The organism is Flavobacterium araucananum (assembly GCF_002222055.1).
GTDB classification, from domain to species: Bacteria; Bacteroidota; Bacteroidia; order Flavobacteriales; family Flavobacteriaceae; genus Flavobacterium; species Flavobacterium araucananum.
Genome location: NZ_MUGS01000015.1, coordinates 114,206 through 138,358, shown reverse-complemented (window position 1 = coordinate 138,358; position 24,153 = coordinate 114,206). Strand labels below are relative to the sequence as shown.

The window sequence follows — 24,153 nt, the reverse complement described above, 5'->3', positions numbered from 1 at the left end:
ATAAATTTGCGACACAATTTTATAAAACAACACAATGAAAAATACTGCGCTTACGCACATACATGAGAGTTTGGGAGCGAAAATGCTACCTTTTGCAGGTTATAATATGCCTATTACTTATGAAGGAATCAACGCTGAACATGAAACAGTTCGTACTAGTGTGGGCGTTTTTGACGTTTCGCACATGGGTGAATTTTTGTTGACAGGTCCAAATGCTTTGGCTTTGATACAAAAAGTGACTTCGAACGATGCGTCGACTTTGACAATTGGAAGAGCTCAATACTCTTGTTTGCCAAATAATGAAGGCGGAATCGTAGATGATTTGATTGTTTATAAAATGAAAGAAGAGCAGTATTTACTGGTTGTAAATGCTTCGAATATAGAAAAAGACTGGAACTGGATTTCATCTCACAATGATTTGGGTGTCGAAATGAAAAACTTGTCTGATGATTATTCTTTACTGGCAATCCAGGGACCAAAAGCGGTTGAGGCGATGCAGGCTTTGTCTTCTATCGATTTAGCTGCAATACCTTATTATCATTTTGAAGTAGCAGATTTTGCCGGAATCGACAACGTAATTATCTCTGCTACAGGATACACAGGTTCTGGAGGATTTGAAATTTATTGTAAAAATTCTGAGGTTGAACAAGTTTGGAACAAAGTTTTTGAAGCTGGTGCAGCTTTTGGAATCAAACCAATTGGATTGGCTGCCCGTGATACTTTGCGTCTGGAAATGGGATTTTGTTTGTACGGAAACGATATCAACGATACTACTTCTCCGCTAGAAGCTGGATTAGGCTGGATTACTAAATTTACTAAAGATTTTACCAATTCTGAAAGTTTGAAAAAACAAAAAGAAGCTGGTGTTACCAAAAAATTAGTAGCTTTTGAAATGCAGGAACGTGCTGTACCAAGACATGATTATGAAATTGTTGATGCAACTGGTGCTGTAATTGGTGTGGTAACATCCGGAACAATGTCGCCATCTATGAACAAAGGGATTGGTCTGGGATATGTTACGGTAAATAATAGTACTGTTGATAGTGCTATTTTTATTAGAATCAGAAAAAATGATGTTCCTGCAAAAGTGGTAAAATTACCTTTTTTCAAGAAATAGTTTTTTAGAACATAAAAATTTTGAAAATGCATTGCTATTTAAGCAATGCATTTTTTTTGCCACGACCCGAGATAGCGCAATGTCATTAAGTTAAGCTTTAAAAAAATAAAATCCGTTTTTATCTGCGTCTTTACGAAGTAAATCTGTTTTATCCGCATCAAAATTAGACGCTGATTTTACTGATTCGCTAAAGCGAAAACGCTGATAAAAACGGATTTTTCTAATTACTTTTTTGATTAAACTGTTAAGTAATTTTATAGATTTCCCCTTAACTTAATGACATTGAGCGATAGTGAACAGGCGAAGCAATTCACGAATTATTATAAAAAGCATAAAGAAAAAATTCGTGAATTCGTGGCGAAAGTTTTATCAAAATAAATCGTCCTCATGTAAGAAATTTTAGAGAAATTGTAACTTTTTATCAAAAAATAAAGTGTAATTTTAATCTAAACGAAGATTTTCGATTTATGAAAAAAATAATATTACTACTGGTATTAACAACAAATGTTCTGTTTAGTCAAAATAGTGACAGCACTTGTGAAATACTAAACAAAATAAATGCACTTATTCAGGCAGAACACATCAGACCAAAACCGGTAGATGATAGTTTGTCGATTTTTGTTTTTGATAATTTAATCAATGAACTGGATCCGTCAAGAAATATATTTTATAAAACAGAATATGATGAATTGGCAGATAAGTACCGTACGAATTTAGATGATTTGATCCTGAGTAATCAATGTAGCTTTCTGGATGATATTACTGCAAAATATAAAGAGGGCCTTTTAAGAACCAAAGCTGTGATCGAGAAAATACAAAAGGAACCTATTGATTACAACAAAAAAGATACGATCCGATTTTATAAAAAATCTTTTCCGTTTTATCTCAAAAAAGAAGATTTGGAGAAAGTCTGGATTAAAAAACTTCGTTATCAAATTCTGGACGAAATAGCCGAAACCAGCGATAATCTAGATTCGATTACAGCCAATTTTAAGTCTATTGAATTAAAGTCGAAAAACAGGATTATATCAAATGAAATTTGCCGTATCAATACACTTTTAGAAACGAATCTAAAACAGGAAGAAAAACTATACAATTTCTTCTGTACTTATTTTGATCCTCATACCGCCTATTTTAGCGATGACTCTAAAACGAGTTTTGTCGCTTCGCTATCAAAAGAGCATTTATCGCTGGGAATGACGGTGAATTTGAATGAAAAAAATGAAATCATCATTGCAGAAATTGATCCTAATGGTCCGGCATATCAAACAGGATTGCTAAAAAAAGGGGATCAGATTGTTTCTATATCCAACCAAAAAGAGACTTTGCAGGTTTCGTGTGCTTCGCTGGAATCTATTTCGACGATGATTTTATCTGAATCAAACAAAAGCATAACGCTTACGCTAAAACGAAATTCCGGTAAAAGCTTTGACGTCTACATCGAAAAGCAGGTTATGAAAGATGAAGAAAATTCTGTTTTTAGTTTTATTATTGGTAAAGACAGTAAAATTGGATATATTAAAATCCCCAGTTTTTATGCTGACTTAGACGGTAATAGCCGCAAAGGTTGTGCTGATGATGTGGCGAGAGAAGTAATAAAACTCGAAAGAGATAATATAAAAGGTTTGGTAATTGATTTGATTGACAACGGCGGCGGATCTATGGAAGAAGCCATAAAACTAGCCGGAATGTTTATTGATTACGGGCCATTATCGATTGTGGTGGACAATAAAGATGGCGAATCAGTGATCAATGATCCTTACAAAGGTTTAATTTACAAAGGTCCAATCGTGATTTTGGTCAATAGCAACACAGCATCTGCAAGTGAGTTTTTTGCCTCTATCCTGCAAGATTACAATCGTGCTTTATTATTGGGCAGCAATACACTGGGCAAGGCTACCATGCAAACTATTCTTTCGCTTGACGAAAGCAAGAATACTGATTTTCTAAAAATAAGTATCAATAAATTTTACAGGGTTACCGGCAAAAGTCACCAATATATTGGTGTAAAACCAGATGTAATTCTTCCTGAATTTTATGAGAGTGTGTATCAAAAAGAAAGTGATTTTCCTACTGCCATAAAAAACGACAGTATCAAAGTGGCACTAAAATATAAGCCTTACGTAAAAAGAAGTCTAATCGATAAACTGGCTAAAAATAGCTCCACAAGATTGTCTGACAATTACTTTTTTAATAATATTAAAAAGATAAATTTAAAAATTGACCAAATTGTAAACACACCAAAAGCGGAGATTCCGATGACTTTGGAGGCTATTTTTAAACAGAAAAAAATAGTAAATTCTCTATGGACAGAGATCAATACTTTTAATGATGAAAATAATCCGCTGGATGTCTATAATTCTACTGTAAATCAGTTTTTATTGGGTGTTTATCCTAATGACAAAACAATAAACCAATACCAGATCGACAATCTAAAAACAAATCCATACCTGAATGAAGCCGTAAATGTTATCAACGAGTTCAATGCAATGAAGTAATGATTTTAGATTTTAGATTTTAGATTTTAGATTTTAGATTTTAGATTTTAGATTTTAGATTTTATCAAAATTTTCAATTTTGAAAAAGATATTTTGGGGTGAAACTTTGCGAACTTTCTAAAACAAACTTTAAATAAAATCTTTGCGAACTTTTTAAAAAACTTAGCGCAGTCTGGGCTAAAATTTAAAAACCTTTATAATAAAACCAGACCTTGTAACATAATTTAAAAAAGAATCCAATTGATTTTGCAAAAATAAGGAATAACCGTATTTTTGCATCTCAAAATAAAAAATAGTAATGGGAAGAGCGTTCGAATTTAGAAAAGGAAGAAAAATGAAACGTTGGTCAGCAATGGCTAAAACATTTACCCGAATTGGTAAAGATATCGTTATGGCCGTTAAAGAAGGTGGTCCTAACCCAGATGCCAATTCTAGATTAAGAGCTGTAATACAGAATGCAAAAGCCGCCAACATGCCTAAGGACAATGTCGAGCGCGCGATAAAAAATGCAAGTAATAAAGATACTGCCAATTATAAAGAGATTTTGTTTGAAGGTTATGCTCCTCACGGAATTGCTATTTTGATCGAAACAGCATCTGACAACAATAATAGAACTGTAGCAAATATTCGCAGCTACTTTAATAAATGCAACGGTACAATGGGAACTCAGGGTTCTGTTGAGTTTATGTTTGACCATACTTGTAATTTTAGAATTGCAAAAGGAAATCTTGATCCGGAAGAATTAGAACTTGAACTGATTGATTTTGGTGCCGAAGAAGTTTTTGAAGACGAAGACGGAATCTTAATCTATGCTCCTTTTGGAAGCTTTGGTGCTTTGCAAAAAGAATTAGAAAACAGAGGTCTTGAAATTTTATCTTCAGGTTTTGAGCGTATCCCGCAAATTACCAAAGAACTTACAGAAACTCAAATTGCAGACGTTGAAAAACTAATCGAAAAAATTGAAGAAGATGATGACGTTATGAACGTTTATCATACCATGCAGGAAGCATAATATTTTTTTTATACTATAAATTAAACTCCAGAGAAATCCGGAGTTTTTTTTTTGCCATAATGAGGAAAGCCGTAAAGAAAGAAAATATAGAATGTTTATGTTTGGAAAAAAATTAACAAAAACAGCTCTTAAGAAGTGTCTACAGTAAATATGTATTCATTTTAAGAATACATATTTAAGTATTTTCTTATAGCAAATGATAGTTCTGGAAAGTTATTAAACATTTTTAGAACAACTCTTTTCCTATTAGGAATAATATCTATTTGAGGATACTCAGCTTATATATTTCTATCGAGTTGTGTTGTTAATACATTGCTTTTTACCAAATAAAACCTGCTATAAAATTGAAAAAAATTACTCCAAAATTTCCCTCTTTCCTATTCAGTTCAGTTTTATTCCTTATAAGTTTCAATAGTTTTTCTTCTACTTATAGAGATACCATTAGTAATGGTAAAAAAAACAATCCCATACTAAATATAGGTTCTCAAAAAGGATTAGGTGCCTTTTCTTATGATCCTAAAAGTGACGAAAATCAATTTACGGAATCTTATATTAAGAAAAACTTTCCTGTTGCAGATCCAACAAACAAAAATCTAAACAAAGCACTGGAACTTTTTAAGGCAATTGACCTTAATAACAACATTATAGACTTTTTAGAGCCTAAAAATCTTGCAAGCCTTCCTATTGGAATAAAAAAAACTGTTAATGGTATACAATATATGTTGGGTATCAGTAATGCAAAGTTTACCCCTGAATATACTGAACTAACGGCCTTTGTTAGGATCATTTTGCCTCAAATAGATGCCGCAGGAAAGCAAGAACAACTCTTTTTTGGCGCAAATAATATCAAACTTTCGCATAAAGGCGGCTTAATTGGTGATACCAATTTAGTTTTGTTAGGTGATGTTCCGCTTAAAATATTAGGAAATCAAGCTTTATTGGTTTTAAAAGGTGGAATGGATATGGCCACTGGAAAAATTGAAAACAAAACTTACGTAAAAATTGATTGTAGTGGATTTAAAGAATTGGGAATAACTGCAGATGTCCAATTTTCACAAAAAATCATAAAACCCGTAGATGCAGATAATAATGTAATCCCTGATAAATCTGTAATAGGTACTTTTCAAACCAGCGCTTCTAACTGGAATGACATTCTTATAGAGCTTTCTTTACCTAAATTTCAGATCAGCACATTTAACGGATTAATCTTTGAAATTAAGAAGGCTAAAATAGATTTAAGCGATATTCGAAATCCAGACAAAATAAATTGGCCTCCAAATTATCAAACTGATTATTTGGTTCCGGGCAACGAGCTATTATGGAGGGGTTTGTATGCAAGTGCGGTCGATATAACCTTACCTGAAGAATTTCAAATAGCGGGAAGTAGTAAAAGAATCTCTTTTTCTGCCAAGGATTTACTAATTGACGGAATGGGAGTTTCGGGCACTTTTACAGGAAATAATATCTTAGATCTTGGCGAAGGTTCTGCTAGCGGATGGTCCTTCTCTGTTAATAGTATTAATTTAGGTTTTAAAGCAAATGCATTGGTTTCTGGTGGTTTTGGGGGAGCTATTGTATTACCAATGTCTAATCCGGAAAAAAGATGCAAAGAAGGCGCCGGGAGTGAACTTGCTTATACTGCCAGCATAAATCCTATAGATCATGAATATCTATTAAGAGCCGATGTAAATAAAGATCTCTGTTTTAATGTATTCAAAGCTACTGCAAATATAGAAAAGGGTTCTTATATTGAATTAAAGGTAAAAAACGGAAAGTTTTTACCAAGGGCATTATTAAATGGAAATCTTACGATAGCTGTTGGTCTTTCAGAAACAAGTGAAGCTGATACAGAAAAAGTAAAAGATCCCAAAGCTCCGGTAACAACCTACATGTATGAAAATGGTGCCAGCTCTGGTGCACTTTATGACATAAAAAATGTCACGACCGATCCTAAAGAAACGTCAAAAACGGAGACTGATGATACAAAAAAAACAGTGCTGTTTGACGGAATCATATTTCAAAATTTACAACTACAAACTGTAACTCCAATTATTAAAGCGGATTATTTTGGTTACAAAAACAATTTTGATGAAGGTCCTAAATCATCAAAAGTTGCAAATTTCCCAATTACAATTCATGAAATTGCATTAATTGCAGATGATAATTCTGCAGCTTTAAGAGTTGATTTGTCCATTAATTTAATGGAAAATCAATTTAACGGAAGGACAAAATTTGATCTTGTTGGAAGATTTAACGAAAAAACCGGGATCAAAAAATGGAAGTTTGATTACGTAAAATTTCAAAGGATAGACCTTGCAGCAGATATTGGTGGTGCCAAATTTGAAGGAAGCATTACCATAATGGATAATGATCCTGTTTATGGCAAGGGTTTTAAAGGAAATTTGAAAGCCGAATTTAAAGGTGGAATAATTGTAGAAGCCAATGCCATTTTTGGCAAAATGACAACTTTCAGGTATTGGTATGTAGATGCCATGGTTGATGGTTTAAATATTCCCTGCAGTGCATTTGTCATCAAAGGTTTTGGTGGAGGTGCGTATTATAATATGAAGAAACAAGGTTTCAGTTCTACTTTTACAGCATCCGGTGTTCAATATGTTCCAGACGAGGCATCTTCATTAGGAATAAAAGCTATGATTCATTTTGCCAATGCTGCAAGCCCTAATGCATTTTGGGGAGGTGCAGGTTTTGAAATTGCATTTAATGATCACGGAGGTATAAATAGAATCAGTATCTACGGTGAAGGCCATGTTATGCAAGAGTTTGGTTTCAAGGCTCCTTTAAGTTCTTTGAAAAAAGATCTTCAACAGGTAAGTTTAAAAGAAAGTACGTATCCTAAAGAAACTTTAGACAGCTTAAAAGAAAGTAATTTAATTGAAGCATCAAAAGAAGTCTATCCAGATCGGGTTTCCGGCCAGGCAGGACTTAATGCCTATGCTGCAATAGAATATGATTTTACAACAAAAACCCTGCACGGATCATTTGATCTGTATGTAGATGTTGCCGGTGGTATCATAAAAGGTATATCGTCTAAAAACAGGGCTGGATGGGCAGTGCTCCATTTTGCTCCGGACAAATGGTATATTCATATGGGGACTCCTACAGATCGATTAGGTCTTAAAATGGCTATAGGCTCTGTAGAAGTCGAAGCCGGAGGTTATTTTATGATTGGGGATGATATTCCCGGAAGTCCTCCGCCCCCGGATATTGTAGCGCAAATTTTAGGCTTGGATGTTCAGTCACTAAATTACATGAGGGATGAAAATAGTGTTGCTTCAGGTAAAGGTTTTGCCTTTGGATCTAATTTTAGTATAAAAACAGGAGATCTGACTTTTCTTATTTTCTATGCAAATTTTCAAGCAGGATTTGGATTTGATATTATGGTAAAAGATTATGGCGAAGCACAATGTAAAGGGTCCGGACAAATTGGTATAGATGGCTGGTATGCTAATGGTCAATCTTATGCTTATCTGCAAGGGGAATTAGGTATAAAGATTAAACTCTTTATGATAAAAAAGAAAATCACCATTATAAAAGGTGGAGGAGCCGTACTCTTGCAAGCCAAATTACCTAATCCGGTATGGATTAGAGGATATTTAGGCGGTTACTTTAATTTACTGGGAGGTGCTGTTAAAGGTAGTTTTAGATTTAAATTAGAATTTGGTAAACAATGCGAATTCGTTAATGATACGCCACTGGGCGGTCTAAAAACAATAGCAGATATAACTCCGGCGGATGGTACAAAAGATGCAAGCGTTTTTACATTACCTCAAGTTGGATTTAATATGCCTATAGAAAAAAACTTTACTATTGAAGATGATAATGGCGTAAAAACGTATAAGTTAAAACTGGAAGAATACACTATTAAAAAAGAGGGTACTCCGATTGTTGGAGAAATCTCATGGAATGAAAACAAAGATTTAGTAAGTTTTACATCGCATGATATATTACCTCCAAATTCGAATATTACATTGACCGTAAAAGTAAGTTTTCTTGAGTACGTAAACGGAAACTGGAAAACGGTATATGATGATGGGCAAATAGCGATAGAAACCGAAACCAGAAATTTTACAACAGGTGTTGCTCCAAACAATATACCTGTTAACAATATAGCGTATTGTTATCCGGTATTTGATCAAAAATATGTATATCAAAATGAGTCTAAACAAGCCTATATTGTATTGAAACAAGGACAACCTTACTTGTTTGATTTAAAATCAGGACAATCGCAAAAAGCATTTTATACAACCGGAGATAAAACTGCTACAGCCGGTTTATCTTACGATAGTACGCTTAGAAAAGTGAATGTTGATTTACCTGTTTTACAAACACTAAAACCGTATAATCTTGTATTGATGACGCTTGAAACTAAAAGTGATGCGAATGCAAACTTAACTGAAAATTTCGAAAAACAGGATCTGGGCTTAGATGCGAAGCTTGAAGTTAAAAGCAATAAATTAAGCGAAACAGTAACTGGTGGTCAAGGTATTGAATTACTTCAATATAATTTTAACACAAGCCAATACAATAGTTTTCAGGAAAAAATGATTGCTAAAAAAGCAAGAAGAATACATACTGAAATTATTGACGCAGATTTGCATGCACTAAATGCTGAAAATGTATCAACCGAACCTTTTGATGAAATCGAGATAATTGGTAATGCAAAAACAATGAATATTCCGCTGGTAAATGTTGAAGCAATTTTAGACGATAACTATTTTAAAAATGATATATATCCTTTGATTTATAAAGGATATCCATTAGAAGCTGATTTAACATTAAACAGAGATACCAGAATACTAGGAAATCCTCCTAATAAGGGAGTTGAACTTGTTGCCTCGTACCAATCTGATTTAACCAATAATCCTAAAAGTGCTTATTTAAGAGAACGTTTACCTTATCGTTATAACCAACCATTTTATTACAAACAAGATTTTATAAAAATCCAGTATAAAGTAGTCAATAAATATCTTAACAGTCAGAATCAAAGTATGATTGATAAATATAGATATATCATAAATGGAGTTTTTCCTATGATAAAAGACGGAGCTTATAATATTAAGATCAACTATACTCTTCCTGGTGGACAGGCAGGAACCAGTTCAATTTTTACATTCAATAAAACAAATTAGCATGAAGCTTAAATTTTTAATTATCCTTTCTTTTATTATAATCGGTGATATGTCTGCGCAAGATAAAAAGAGCGCAGTAGATCCTGCACCAACCGATGTAAAACCAGAAATACAGGTTATAGCTAGGGTACAAAAAGATAAAATTTTGTTACGATGGGCTGTAACCAGTGCTATGGCATGGAAAAAACTGAATACTTATGGTTATTCATTAGAACGATATACGGTAACCAGAGATAATAAAACCTTAACCACTCCTGAAAAAGTTGTTTTAGCAAAAGTTATAAAACCAGAACCGGTGGAAACATGGGAGAAATTAATTGAAAATAATGACAATGCTGCGATTGTTGCACAGGCAATTTATGGCGAAGAGTTTTTGGTTGGCGGAACAGATAAATTAGAAACTATTGTGAATCTTTCTGAAGAAAATGAGCAAAGATTTACGTTTGCTTTATTTACCGTGGATAAGGATTTTGAAATTGCAAAAAAAGCGGGTTTGGGATTTGAAGATACGACTGCCAAAATAAATGAAAAATATGCTTACAGAATATCTTCTAATGTGCCAAATAGTGAAATTGAGATTGCCTACGGCGGAATCTTTACAGGTTTAAAAGACTATCAGCCATTACCAAAACCTCTGGATTTTAGAGCCTATTTTAATGACAATAGCACTATGTTAAGCTGGAATTTTAAAACATTATCTCATGCTTATGGAAGTTATCTTGTAGAAAGGTCGACAGATAAAAAGAATTTTGAACGAATAACTGAAAAGCCGTATACAAATTTAAACCAGTCAAACGCTAATAACAGCCAAATTTTTTATGTAGATTCTATAGCAAACAACAAACAATATAGCTATAGAATTCAAGGAATATCATCGTTTGGGGAATTAGGTCCCTACTCGGAAATTATTAGTGGCAAAGGCAAATCAATTCTAAAATTTGTACCTCATCTTACGGTTAAAAATTTTAAGGATGATAAAACTGTTACTTTAACATGGGAATTTCCCGAAGAAGGAAATACTGAAATTTTAGGGTTCGAACTGAACCGTTCCGATAAAGATGATGACAAATATGTAACAGTAATTAAAAACATACCTGCAAAAAATCGTTCTATAACATACGACAAGCTTTCGCCTACAAACTATCTTACCATTACAGCCGTAGGCAAACAAGGAAATAGCAGAACTTCTTTTCCTATGCTTGTACAACCGGTTGATTCTATTCCTCCATCTAAACCTATTGGATTAAAAGGGGTTATTGATAGTTTGGGAGTTGTTAAAATAACCTGGGATATTAATAAAGAAAAGGACTTAATGGGTTACCGTATTTATAAAGGAAATACTGCCGAAGAAGAATTCAGCCAAGTAACCGTTAGTCCGCAAGAACTTAATGCTTACGAAGATAAAGTAATCCTTAAAAGCTTAAACAGTAAAGTATATTATAAAATTATTGCTGTTGATAACCACTACAATATGTCTCCGTTTTCGGAAGTGCTAATTGTAAAAAAACCAGATGTAGTTCCTCCTACTTCTCCAATCTTTACAAAATATGAGATAAAAGATGGCGCTATATTTCTGGAATGGATTAATAGCCAAAGTGAAGATCTAGCTTCTCACCAATTATATCGTAAAGAAAATGACCAGGAAAAATGGGAACTAATCTTAAATGATGTAACTAAATTAGAGGCCTATCAAGATAAAAAAACAACCGAAGGTTCTACTTACAGATATGCAATTTTTGCCAAAGATCAAAGTGGTCTTACTTCTAATCCATCTCCTGAAGTAGCTTTATTTGTGCCAAAATACAGCGTGAAGCCGGCTGTAAAAGGTTTTTATGCTCAAGCAAATACTAAAACAAATACTATAGAATTATCATGGGATTATAAAGAAAGTGATGTTGATAATTTTGAAATTTACAAAGCAATAAATCAGGAATCGCTACAATTAATACAAACTGTAAAAGGAGTATCAAGAAAACTATCAGATCCAACACTTACTATTAATACTGTATACAAATACGGTATAAGAGCAGTTTTTAAAGATGGACGTATGTCTAAAATGGTTTTTTTTACTGTAAAATTTTAAAAGATGATGAATATCGCCAGAGTGAATCACTATTTAATTTTAGTTGTTTTTTTTGCAATGAATATAATTTATTGTCAAAAAAGTCAAATGTTAATTGAAACTCAGTTAAAGAAATATGGACCGGACTTAAAAACAAATTACTATATTTTAAATGTTACGCCTAGTTCTGGTACTAGCTCTTTTGGTAAAAGTTATGATATAAATAATGGCGATAATGTCTTGTTTTTTTATGATCTGGTGCAGTTTGATATAACAAACTATCCCCTTAACTGTACAATCAGTTCTTATAATAAGGTACAACCAACTCAAACTGGTGGGCCAGAATGTTCTCAAGGTGATCAAGCAACAATCGTTTCTCCAAAAAGTTTTAGTATGAGTGGTTGTCATGGATTAACACGTTTTCTACTTTTAGACTTACCTACAAACGGAGAGTCTGGTAATTGCGAAATTATTTCAATAAAAAAACAAGTGATACTTTCGAATGAAGGTTATTCCTGGCAATACAAAAAAGAAAATGATACAGAATGGAACTATTTTGAATATGATAAACAGTATAATGCAAATGGTTTAAGTTTTAGCCCAAGTGATGTCTCAGATTTGGTCAATTACACGGGAAATTTGTTCATTAGATTTGTAGTGGATTATGAAAATTTGGAACTGGATAAAATTGAAAATTATGTATCAAATATCTCAATATATAACATCAAAACTTGTTCTCCTCTTTTAGATAATACATCAAGTCCTAATTATACTACTTGCAATTATAGCAATGGCGAGGTTATATTTACTTTCAGCAGGCCTATAGAGACGGACGAAAAATATCTTTTTAACCGTAATATCGTCGGCAGTACCTTCGTAACTTCTACCACTTCTAATGATAATGATGTTGAAAAAATATCACCAACAACTTTCAAATGGAAAAATATACCTCCGGGAGATTATCAATTTAAATATCAAACACAATTTGAAGATAACAAACCTGGTTCTGTCTCTCTTATTTCGTCTTTTACAATCCTTCCAAGAGAACAATTAAATTTTAAAGCAACAGCTGTACAACCATTATGTAGTTCTGATAAAGGTGCCATAATAATTAGCGCTTCAGGTGGAACATCTCCTTATTACTACATTCTGGATAATGAGAGCAAAAAATTATTAATTAATAATCCGGATACAATACCACTATCAACAGACGGAGTTCATAAAGTGATAGTAATGGATAGTAAGGAGTGCATAGAAAAATAATTATATGATAAAAAAACTACTCTTTTTTATACTTTTTTTAGGAAGCTTTATTGTTCACGGACAAGAAGTAGGAATTTTAATAAAATCTACATTGTATCCTTACGATAAATTGATCGGGTGGCATTCAGCAAAGCATATTATCAAGATTGGTCAAAATTCTATTCAAAAAGGAACTAATAGTCCAGTTGATGTAATTGAATATGACTTTTTCTATATTAATGACAATCCTACAGAAATAAATTGCATAGGAAGTTATATTAGTAGCATAGATGGTAACGATTGTAAAGTTGGCGAATATCCTAGTCCTCCATATAATATACCCTATAACAAATATGATTTTCGATATTCCTTGTTTAATGGATGTACTGGTTCATCAGAAATAATGGGTATCTATATACCGCAACCAGACACAAATCAAAAATGCGCAGAAGAAGTAATGACACTAACAAATGGTTGGAACTGGCAATATAAATATAATGATGGTGAATGGACAGATTTCCCTTCTCAATTTCAAGAACAAACATCAATTTCATTCAAAATTAAGGACTTGGGAGGTCATGAAAATAAATCTCAGATTTATTTTCATGCTGGTTATGGAGTAGGTAGTCAAGCAAAATATACTAATACAAGATCTTATGATATTATCGGTTGTTCCCCAGAATTAGTCGATAAAAAACCAATTACAACAAACGTTAAATGTAGTAATGAATCTAGCGGAAGTGCTACTTTACAATTTAAAACAGAACTTAAAGACAACCAAGAGTTTCTTTTTAACCTGTTTAAATACAACATAGATTTAAAAGATTTCGACTTTTTGAGTAGTGCATCTTCATTGAAAAAGGATATTAAAAACAATACATATATATGGAATAACATAGCGCATGGTACTTATTTTATAAAATATCAGGCACAAACTAACACTGAGACTAATGATAAAGTCGGATCTAGTGCTATTAAAACTGATTCCTTTATAATAGAAGATGTACAACCATTAACTTTTAACTTAACTGGTATACAGCCTAAATGTAGTACAGATAAAGGGGGAGTATTAATTACTGTTAAAGGCGGAACATCTCCTTATTACTATATTTTGGATAATGAGACTAAAAAATTACTTATTAAAAATCCGGACACCATAACACTATCCAAAGATGGAGATCATAAGGTCATAGTTGTTGATAGTAATAATTGCATAGAAAAATAATTATATAATGAAAAAACTACTCTTTTTTATACTTTTTTTAGGAAGCCTGTTAGCTCATGGGCAAAGTGAATATGCAATATTAATAAAATCAAAGATTAATCCTCGCGCTAAATGGCCTGCAATGGATAACGAAGGTACTCACTCTATTTTTGCAGGACCTAATAATAGTTGCGAAATATTTTTTGCTAATCAATATGATAACAAAGACAAATTTTGTTTTTTTTATATTACAGGAAACCCTACTGAACTTATTTTTCTTGAAAATATGGTGGGTACCCAAATCTGCGGAACAATACGACAAACAAGACCATACAACAGGGATACTTTTGAATCTTGGGATTTTGGCGGATGTCTTGCTAATTCTAGAATAATGGCAATACATATCCCGGAACTTCAGCAGGGAGAAACAAATTCAAAATGTAATGAAGATGTTTTAACACTAAAAAATGGATGGAACTGGCGTTACAAATTGGCAGATGGTGCATGGCAAGATTTTCCAACACAATTTCAACAAAAAACATCAATTTCCTTTAAAATAAAGGATCTACCCGGTTACAGTAATCAATCTCAAGTTCATTTTCAAGCGGGTTACGAAACTCAATATACTAACATAAGAACTTATACTATTATAGGGTGTTCTCCTGAATTAGTGGATAAAAAACCCATTACTTCTAATGTTAAATGTAGTAATGAATCCAGCGGAAGTGCGACTTTACAATTTAAAACAGAACTTAAAGACAATCAGGAGTTTCTTTTTAACCTGTATAAATACAACACAGATCTAAAAGATTTCGACTTTTTGAGTAGTGACTCTGCATTGAAAAAGGATATTCACAATAATATATATACATGGAATAACATAGCGCATGGTACTTATTTTATAAAATACCAGGCACAAACTAACACTGACACTAATGATAGAGTTGGATCTAGTGCTATTAAAACTGATTCCTTTATAATAGAAGATGCAACACCATTAACTTTTAACTTAACTGGTATACAACCTAAATGCAGTACAGATAAAGGGGGAGTATTAATTACTGTTAAAGGAGGAACATCACCTTATTACTATATTTTGGATAATGAGACTAAAAAATTACTTATCAAAAATCCGGACACCATAACATTATCGTCAGATGGAGAGCATAAAGTTATAGTTGTTGATAGTAATGATTGTATAGAAAAATAACATGATAAAGAAAAAATCACTCTTTTTTATATTCTTTCTAGCAAACCTGTTAGTTCATGGGCAGACGGAGTATGCGATTTTAGTAAAATCTAAAATCACTTCAAATTCTGTCTGGCCTGGTAATGATTATAACGGATTACATCAAATTACGACGGGAACAAATTCATGCTCAATTAATTTTTTTGAAGAAAATTACAAGGATGATCTATATTGTTTTTTTTATGTGACTGGCAATCCAAATGAATTAAGCTTTACCGAAATTTTGAGTGGGTCACCAATATGCGGACAAATAAAACGAACTGCACCATACAATAAAGACAACTTTTCGTACTGGTATTTTGGTGGATGTCTTGCAAATTCTGAAATAATGGCAATACATATACCGGAACTTCAGAAGGGAGAAACAAATTCAAAATGTAATGAAGATATAATTACACTAAAAAATGGTTGGAACTGGCGTTACAAATTAGCAGATGGTGCATGGCAGGATTTTCCAACACAGTTTCAGCAACAAACATCAATTTCCTTTAAAATAAAGGATCTACCCGGTTATAGCGATCAATTGCAAGTTCATTTTCAAGCGGGTTACGAAACTCAATATACTACTATAAGAACTTATACTATTATAGGGTGTTCTCCTGAATTAGTGGATAAAAAACCCATTACTTCTAATGTTAAATGTAGTAATGAATCCAGCGGAAGTGCGACTTTACAATTTAAAACAGAACTTAAAGACAACCAGGAGTTTCTTTTTAACCTGTTTGTATACAACACAGACTTAAAAGATTTCGTCTTTTTGAGTAGTGCATCTGCATTGAAAAAGGATATTCACAATAATATATATACATGGAATAACATAGCGCATGGTACTTATTTTATAAAATACCAGGCGCAAACTAATACTGACACTAATGATAGAGTTGGATCTAGTGCTATTAAAACTGATTCCTTTATAATAGAAGATGTACAACCATTAACTTTTAACTTAACTGGTATACAACCTAAATGCAGTACAGATAAAGGGGGAGTATTAATTACTGTTAAAGGAGGGACACCTCCTTATTACTATATTTTGAATAATGAGACTAAAAAATTACTTATGAAAAATCCGGACACCATAACACTACCTAAAGATGGAGATCATAAGGTCATAGTTGTTGATACTAATAATTGCATAGAAAATTAAACTCCCAAATAAACATATAAAAATTATGAAAAAATACTACTTACTATTACTCTTCTTTATAAGTTTATTTGGGTTTTCTCAAACTGATCCTAATAAAGCTGATGAAAATGGAGCCAAACCTGTTACAATTACCACTCCCAAAGCCATTGTAGTAGATGGAGTTGTAAGCAAAAAAAATCCAACCGGTTTTAATAGAAATGATGGTTCAATATCCATTTTTTTCAAAGGCGGAACAGGTTCATATACTTACAATTGGACGAAAGCAGGAGATCCTTCTTTTACTGCTCCCAGTGATTGGACAAAACTTGGTGCTGGCAGTTATACCATAACTGCAGTAGATGGTAATTCCTGTAAAAGTGATCCATATCCGTTTACAATAGATCAAATTAAAGAACTTTTAGTTACCATTACGGGTAATAAAATTGCTTGCAAAGGTGATGCTACCGGAACACTATCAGTTACTTCAACAAGTGGAGGAATAGTTACATCCGGGTATAGCTATGAATGGTATAAAGAAGTTAATAATGTATATGTATCAACTGGTAAAATAGGGGCTACAGCTGCAAAAACTTTATCCGAAGGGGTGTACAAAGTATATGTAAAAGATAATGTAGCACTACCTGCTTTGCCTAACGAAGCTTGGTCAGATCCTTTTAGAATTACTGAACCAGCAAATGCATTAAACGCAACTCATTCTAAAACAGATATAACCTGCAACGGAGCAACAGACGGTACAATTACCCTTAACATTACTGGAGGAACTGCGGGATATTCAATTCTTTGGAGTGATAGCGTTATTACAACATCTGAAACAGGACAAACTACCAGAACAGGATTATCAAAAAGAACTTATTCTTATACTATAACTGATGCTAATGGATGCAAATTCAATAGCACCAGTAGTATTCAGATTATTGAACCTGCAAAACTATCTGTTACAACAACATCTCAGAAACAACCAACAAGTCCTGTCATTAATGATGGACAAATCACTATAAATGCAAGCGGAGGAAAACCTAATTATAGTTATGTTGTAACCAAGAAGAATGGTACTCCTACTGAATATACCACAAATATAATTACAGGATTAGGAAATGGTATCTATGATGTATTTGTAAAAGATGCTAATGGTTGTGTGACTACTTCACAACAGTTTGAACTTGAAGCACTGTCCATAAAACTAGTAAAACAAGAAAATATTAAATGTTTCGATGCTAAAACCGGGGCAATAACTATAACGGCAGCCGGAGGAACAAGTCCTTATACCTATAGATGGTTTACTGTAAAAAATGGTGTAGAAACTCAAATTCCTTTACAAACTACTTCTACCATAACTGATCTTATTCTTGGCGACTACAGAGTGGGACTTACAGATGCTTACAATAAGGAGATTTATGCCGATTACTATATTTCTCAACCAACAGCTCCTCTTACAGCAACTTCTACATTTACAAACGTAAGTTGTAATGGTGGAAATGACGGTACCATAAAATTAGATATTAAAGGAGGAACGGGCAGCTATAATGTAGTTTATAAAGATGTTACGGACAATGCAAGAATAATAGATCCAACAAAATTAATTGCCGGAACTTATTCTTACAGTATTAAAGATGATAACAATTGTACATTTAATAGTCCTGCAAACATTACAATCATTCAAAATACTGCTGTTACTATAACAATTAATAAACCAATACAGCCTACTATAGTTACGGCAAATGATGGACAAATAACGATTAATGCAAATGGAGGGACAAATACATATACCTACATTTTGAAAAATAATGGTATTAGTACTGAATATCCAACAAATACAATTACCGGTTTAGGCGATGGAGTTTATGAAATAATTGCAAAAGATAGTAACAATTGTACTTCTACTATTGAAACCGTTACTCTAAAAGCATTGGCTGTAGCCTTTGTAAATAAAGTAGATGTAACCTGCAATGGGGCAAATACCGGTAGTATTGAGGTTATTGCAAGCGGTGGAACTCCGGTAATGCCAAACCAATATGATTATAAATGGTATTACAAGCAAAAAGCAACAGATAATTATACGCTATTAACGGGTGGAATAACAAATAAAATCGAAAATTTATATGCTGGTTTTTATAAAGTTGTTGTAACAGACAATGTAAATATTTCAAGAGAACTCATAATTGCAGAACTAACTGAAAGACCTGCGATCACCTGTACCTTTACGCAAACAAATGTTAATTGTTTTAAGGGTAGCGATGCAACTATTACATTAAATATTCAAGGAGGAACAGGAGATTATCATGTTATTTGGAATGACGGTAGTACGACAAAGGACAGAACCGGAATTCCTGCTGGGGATTATTCCTTTAGTATTAAAGATGATAACGGATGTTCTTACTCGGTCGCACCAATTGCGGTTAAAATTACGCAACCCCTTAAACCATTAATCATTGCTTCATCTACAAAAATAGAAGCCAGTGGTTATGGCTTAAAAAATGGTAGTATAGATGTCGTGGTTTCTGACGGAACATTCCCGTACACCTATCAATGGTACGAAGGCACCGGTCAAATAGTAATGACAGGTAAAAAGAATGCTTTATTAAACGGAATCGGAGAAGGCACATATACCGTTATTGTTACAGACAAAAATCTATGTACAACACAAGACACCTTTACCGTTTATCAACCGGACGAACTTTTAATTACTTCGATTGTTGAAACTGAATCAATAAAATGTTTTGGTAACAAACAAGCTATTCTAAAAGCTACAATATCAGGAGGTGCGCCAATTGGTGTTCCTGATGCAAACAAAAAGTACGAGTATAAATGGTACAACACATTAACTCCCGGCATCATTGCCTCTACAACAAATCCTTCCGGGACATTAGTTGCAGGTGATTATATTTTAGAAGTTAAAGACGGATTTGGAAATAGCTACACCTCAAATCCTGTAACGGTGAGCGAACCAAAACTTCTAAAAATCAATTATACCCAAAAGAATGTTTCCTGTAATGGTAATAACGATGCCGAAATTACCATTAATGTAACGGGAGGTACGGGAAAATATGCGATTGTATGGAGTACCGGAACAAATGCCAACGAAAACACAATCAAAAATCTTTATGCATCAACATACAATGTTACTGTAACTGATGACAATGGTTGTCAGGATTTTAAAGAGATTATTATTACAGAACCTAAAGTAATGGGGATAAAAGTAGAAAAAACTGCTCCATCTGCTTTAGGAGTCGATGATGCCAGTATTAAAGTTACAGTTATCGGAGGTACTCCAAATTATAATTTTGAATGGTATGATAAAGATGGTAAATCGATCTATACCGATAACGATAAAGAATCTAATAGCATTTACAACATTTATGTAGGACAATATTTTATTACCATAATCGATGCAAATGGTTGTATGATCGAAAAAAGAGACTTAGATAAAGTTGATCCACTTTTTATCAAATTGACTCAAATCAACGTTGTAAAATGTTATGGAGATGCCACAGCAAGTATAAAAGCAATTACTTCCGGAGGTCTTCCTGATTATTACTATAAATGGTATAATGTAAACAATCCTACAGTCATCATAAGTGAAGCCGAAACTTTACTGAATGCAAAAGCAGGCACTTATTTTGTCATTGCAACAGATTATTTTGGCAAATCGATTACAAGTGAAACCATTACAATTACTGAACCTACAGCTTTAGATAATTCTCTTTCCTCGCAATATACAAGATGTGGTGACGGAAATGACTGGACAATTACTTCGGCAGCCACTCAGGGTACTGCACCCTACTCCTACTTATGGAATACTGGTGACAGAACTCCTAATTTAGTCAATGTTGTTCCCGGAAATTATTCACTATTAGTGACAGACAACAATGGCTGTACAATCACAAAAACAATTACCCTTGTTGCACCAGCTCATTTGGATGCAGCCGAAGTTATAAAGATCCCAACCTGTTATGGTGGTTCTGATGCCACTATCACTGTTACGACAATTGCTGGTATTGCTCCTTATACCTATTTATGGAATACAGGCGAAAAATCAAATACGTTGACTAATGCTGCTGCGGGCAATTATACGATTGAAATCACGGATAGTAAAGGATGTATAATCAGCCGTACCTATACCATCAAAAACCCGCCTAAAGATATTATTAATATTGGCGAAGATGTAACATTGTGTTTTGATCAAACCCTGACCATTAATGCCACTATTGATGATGATAAAGCTACTTATGCATGGACATCAGACAAAGGATTTAAAAGCAATAAAGCAATGGTTACAGTTTCTGAACCTGCAAACTATACTGTAATTGTAACCAACAAATTAGGTTGTCAAGCTACAGATACTATAAAAGTATCAAGCCAAAACACCGCCATTAGTGCTGAATTTGCGGTTTCTAGTCAGGTATTCAAAAATGAGAAATTTATAATTGTAGACATTAGTAATCCCGATGCTGACGAGATCGAATGGGTATTGCCAGGTAATGCCACGATTATCTCTAAAAACAAAGATTTTGCTGAGATAAGTTTTAGTCAAGCCGGTGAATATGATATTACGATGAACACCAAAAAAGGAAATTGTACCGCTTATCAAACCAAAACAATTTTAGTTACCGAAGGTGAATTCGAAGAAAATAATCCCGATGAAGTTTCGAAAAAATTTGATTTGAAAATTTATCCTAATCCATCAAAAGGAACTTTTACAGTAGATGTATTGCTTGATAAAGTTATGCCTGCACATGTTAAGGTTTATAATTTAAATAACAATATGCTAATCGATTCAAAAACACAAGATGGCAAAGATAATTATCTGTTCAACTTTAGTTTTAACGGACTGCCTTCAGGAGTATATTTCGTTCTGTTTGAATCGCAACAAGGAAGTAAATTGAGAAAAATTATCATTCAATAAACTTTAAAATATAAAGCAAGTAAAAATTATCAATTTCAAATAACAATGGAAATCAAGAAGAGAGAACTTAATTTTCATGGCATAAAAAGAATGATTTTAAAAAAAATAATTTTAATTACAATACTACTTTTTACAAGCACTTTTGGTTTTTCGCAAAACTTTGATGTGCAGGAAGTAGCCAAAGCCAAACTAATAAATGTTAGCGGTGGCGCATCTGCCAATACGGTATTTTATTCCGGAAATGCTACAAGAGAGCCTTTTAGCTATTTTTTGAATGGAAATATCAATTTCAACATTGCCAATTTGTACAATGTTCCTTTATCGTTTTCTTATACAAATCAAAAATTTGGATATAATAAACCCGTATTAATGAATCGTTTGAGTATACATCCATCTTACAAATGGATTACGGCGCATATTGGAGATGTAAGCATGAATTTTTCGCCATATACTTTAAGTGGTCATCAGTTTTCAGGTTTTGGAATTGATTTAACGCCACAGGGAAAATTTAAAATTAGCGCTATGTACGGACGTTTATTAAAAAGTAACGAATTTGATTCTGCATATCCGGATATTCTGCCATCTTATAAAAGATTTGGATATGGATTTAAAACGTCATACGCTTTAGAGAAAATAAATTTAGGGGTCACTTTATTTAAAGCCAAAGACCAGATAAATTCGCTGAACAACCCGGTTCCTTTTGAATTGGATGTAACGCCAAAAGAAAATACAGCTATTAGTTTTGAAACTTCTTTTAAGCTTTTTCAAAAATTACAGGTCTCTACAGAATATGCAAACAGTAGTATTACAGAAGATTTGAGAGTAACAGAAAGCGGAAAAGCGCAAGGGATTTCATCTTTCCTTTTAGGCAGAAACAGTACCACTACAAGTTATGATGCTTTTAAAGGTCAATTAGTATATCCAGCCGGAAAAGGAACTTTAGGTATAGGATACGAACGAATTGATCCTAATTACAGAACTTTTGGAGGGTATTATTTTAATAATGATTTAGAAAACATTACTGTGAATGCAACACAAAATTTAAATAAAGACAAGATCTCTCTTGCTGTAAATCTTGGTCTTCAAAAAGATAATTTAGAAAAGCAAAAAGAAAGTCAAATGAAGCGATTAGTAACCTCTGTTAATGCCGATTTCAGACCCAATCAAAAACTAAATTTAAACTTTAATTATTCTAATTTTCAATCCTACACTAACAGTCGTAATCAGTTCGATTATATTAATCAGGTATCTAATTATGAATATTTAGATACTTTAAATTTTAGGCAAGTCAATCAAAATATTGGTCTGACTCTAAATTATTTACTTAAAAATGATAAAAAAGTAAAGAAAGCGATAAGTGCCAATTTCTCTATGCAAGATGCCAAAAACCAACAACAAGGACAAACAGTTGAAGGAGGAGCCTCTACCTATTATAACTCTGCACTTACCTATTCTATTGGGTATCCTGAAAAAGATTTAAGCTTTAATGGTTCCCTGAATAATACGTACGGACAAACCGATGCAGGTAAAAATTTTATTATTGGACCTACAATAGGAGCTTCAAAATTATTTTTTGACAAAAAACTAAATACTAGTGCTACTACAAGTTACAATACGAGTTACAGTAACGGTGATAAACAAAATGATGTTTTCAATTTTAGATTAAACGGATCATATATTTATCTCCAAAAACACAATTTCAACATGAGCGTAATCTCTTTGTTTAATAATGCTGCCGGCAGAAAAAACAATGATTTAACAGCCACTCTATCCTACGCCTATTCTTTTGATAAAATAAAAATGCGTCCAAAAAGAGAACCCAGAACAGAAGATGACTTAAACTTAAAATCTACAAATCCTATTTTAAAAATAAACCTCAACGGAAAAGCTTTTGAGGGAACTCGTGATCAAATCACAAATCAGTTAAAAGAAATGCAACTTGCCCTAAATCCTTTACCGGAAAAAGAAAGTACCAATTTAGAACATTTATTAACATTGGCTACACTCGCCCCTGATGATAAAGATTTTAAGGAAAAAGTTTTAGATTATCTCGAAGTTTATAATGTAGAAGATCAAACTCTCAAACACTATAATGACTACCTTTTTGAAGCTGCTCAAAAACTGGAAAAAGAAATAAAAGACAAAGACGAAAGTATCGAAAATGGATATGTTACAGCCATAGGACGAGTAAACAGCCATAAATTAAACGGCACAGTCGAGTCTGATGTTACAGACAAAGCAGCTTATAAATCCTACCTAAAACTAGTAGAAAGAAGCGACAGCAAGCGTGATCAGTTAATGCATCACAGATGGATGTTGAAAGAAATTTTGGCATTGACAAAAATACCTGCAACCCAAATTCAACAAAATCAAAATATAGCTGATTTTAGTAAAGAAGAAATTGAAGAAGCTTTTAAATTAATAAAAGACAAAAAATCAGCTACTGAAATAACAGCTGCAATCGAATTAAAAATGATTCCGTTTTATCATGAACTAGCCGTTAAAAATGCGACAATTGATGCAATCGATCTAAAACATATTCAAAAATAAAGTAGTAAATAAGATACTG

11 protein-coding genes are annotated in these 24,153 nt (G+C 33.0%); all 11 read left to right on the top strand.

What is annotated here, in order from left to right:
• Nucleotides 1–34 precede the first annotated feature (34 nt).
• The 11 genes from gcvT (at nt 35) to B0A64_RS10580 (ending at nt 24,134) form a co-directional block, all read left to right on the top strand.
• Nucleotides 35–1,117 (top strand): glycine cleavage system aminomethyltransferase GcvT, encoded by a 1,083-nt coding sequence (gcvT, locus tag B0A64_RS10630; protein ID WP_089479496.1) that lies wholly within the window; start codon nt 35–37, stop codon nt 1,115–1,117.
• A gap of 467 nt (nt 1,118–1,584) precedes the next feature.
• Nucleotides 1,585–3,615, top strand: coding sequence for a S41 family peptidase (locus tag B0A64_RS10625; RefSeq protein WP_089479495.1), 2,031 nt, complete (start codon nt 1,585–1,587; stop codon nt 3,613–3,615).
• 298 nt (nt 3,616–3,913) lie between these two features.
• Complete coding sequence (locus B0A64_RS10620) at nt 3,914–4,627, top strand: YebC/PmpR family DNA-binding transcriptional regulator (RefSeq protein WP_089479494.1); 714 nt, start codon at nt 3,914–3,916, stop codon at nt 4,625–4,627.
• Between the two features lie 344 nt (nt 4,628–4,971).
• Nucleotides 4,972–9,777 carry a hypothetical protein gene (locus B0A64_RS10615; RefSeq protein ID WP_089479493.1) on the top strand — a complete coding sequence of 1,602 codons (4,806 nt, stop codon included), beginning with the start codon at nt 4,972–4,974 and terminating at the stop codon, nt 9,775–9,777.
• 1 nt (nt 9,778) lies between these two features.
• Nucleotides 9,779–11,860, top strand: a complete 2,082-nt coding sequence (locus B0A64_RS10610) for a fibronectin type III domain-containing protein (protein WP_089479492.1) — start codon at nt 9,779–9,781, stop codon at nt 11,858–11,860.
• Between the two features lie 3 nt (nt 11,861–11,863).
• On the top strand, nt 11,864–13,102 hold the full coding sequence (locus B0A64_RS10605; protein WP_123875912.1) for a hypothetical protein: 1,239 nt from the start codon (nt 11,864–11,866) through the stop codon (nt 13,100–13,102).
• A gap of 4 nt (nt 13,103–13,106) precedes the next feature.
• Complete coding sequence (locus B0A64_RS10600) at nt 13,107–14,306, top strand: hypothetical protein (protein ID WP_089479490.1); 1,200 nt, start codon at nt 13,107–13,109, stop codon at nt 14,304–14,306.
• Nucleotides 14,307–14,313: 7 nt separating this feature from the next.
• Nucleotides 14,314–15,495, top strand: a complete 1,182-nt coding sequence (locus B0A64_RS10595) for a hypothetical protein (RefSeq protein ID WP_089479489.1) — start codon at nt 14,314–14,316, stop codon at nt 15,493–15,495.
• Between the two features lie 223 nt (nt 15,496–15,718).
• A complete protein-coding gene (locus B0A64_RS10590) occupies nt 15,719–16,681 on the top strand; it encodes a hypothetical protein (protein ID WP_123875911.1) in 963 nt (320 codons plus the stop codon).
• A 25-nt stretch (nt 16,682–16,706) separates the two neighbouring features.
• Entirely contained in the window at nt 16,707–21,584 is a 4,878-nt protein-coding gene (locus tag B0A64_RS10585) for a T9SS type A sorting domain-containing protein (protein ID WP_089479487.1), read from the top strand.
• Between the two features lie 45 nt (nt 21,585–21,629).
• Complete coding sequence (locus B0A64_RS10580; protein ID WP_123875910.1) at nt 21,630–24,134, top strand: porin family protein; 2,505 nt, start codon at nt 21,630–21,632, stop codon at nt 24,132–24,134.
• The last annotated feature ends 19 nt before the right edge of the window (nt 24,135–24,153 follow it).

Excerpts from the sequence above, each read along its gene's own strand:
- gcvT (WP_089479496.1), top strand. The coding sequence starts at position 35 with ATGAAAAATACTGCGCTTACGCACATACATGAGAGTTTGGGAGCGAAA.
- B0A64_RS10605 (WP_123875912.1), top strand. The coding sequence starts at position 11,864 with ATGATGAATATCGCCAGAGTGAATCACTATTTAATTTTAGTTGTTTTT.
- B0A64_RS10610 (WP_089479492.1), top strand. The coding sequence starts at position 9,779 with ATGAAGCTTAAATTTTTAATTATCCTTTCTTTTATTATAATCGGTGAT.
- B0A64_RS10595 (WP_089479489.1), top strand. The coding sequence starts at position 14,314 with ATGAAAAAACTACTCTTTTTTATACTTTTTTTAGGAAGCCTGTTAGCT.
- B0A64_RS10585 (WP_089479487.1), top strand. The coding sequence starts at position 16,707 with ATGAAAAAATACTACTTACTATTACTCTTCTTTATAAGTTTATTTGGG.
- B0A64_RS10625 (WP_089479495.1), top strand. The coding sequence starts at position 1,585 with ATGAAAAAAATAATATTACTACTGGTATTAACAACAAATGTTCTGTTT.
- B0A64_RS10620 (WP_089479494.1), top strand. The coding sequence starts at position 3,914 with ATGGGAAGAGCGTTCGAATTTAGAAAAGGAAGAAAAATGAAACGTTGG.
- B0A64_RS10600 (WP_089479490.1), top strand. The coding sequence starts at position 13,107 with ATGATAAAAAAACTACTCTTTTTTATACTTTTTTTAGGAAGCTTTATT.
- B0A64_RS10580 (WP_123875910.1), top strand. The coding sequence starts at position 21,630 with ATGGAAATCAAGAAGAGAGAACTTAATTTTCATGGCATAAAAAGAATG.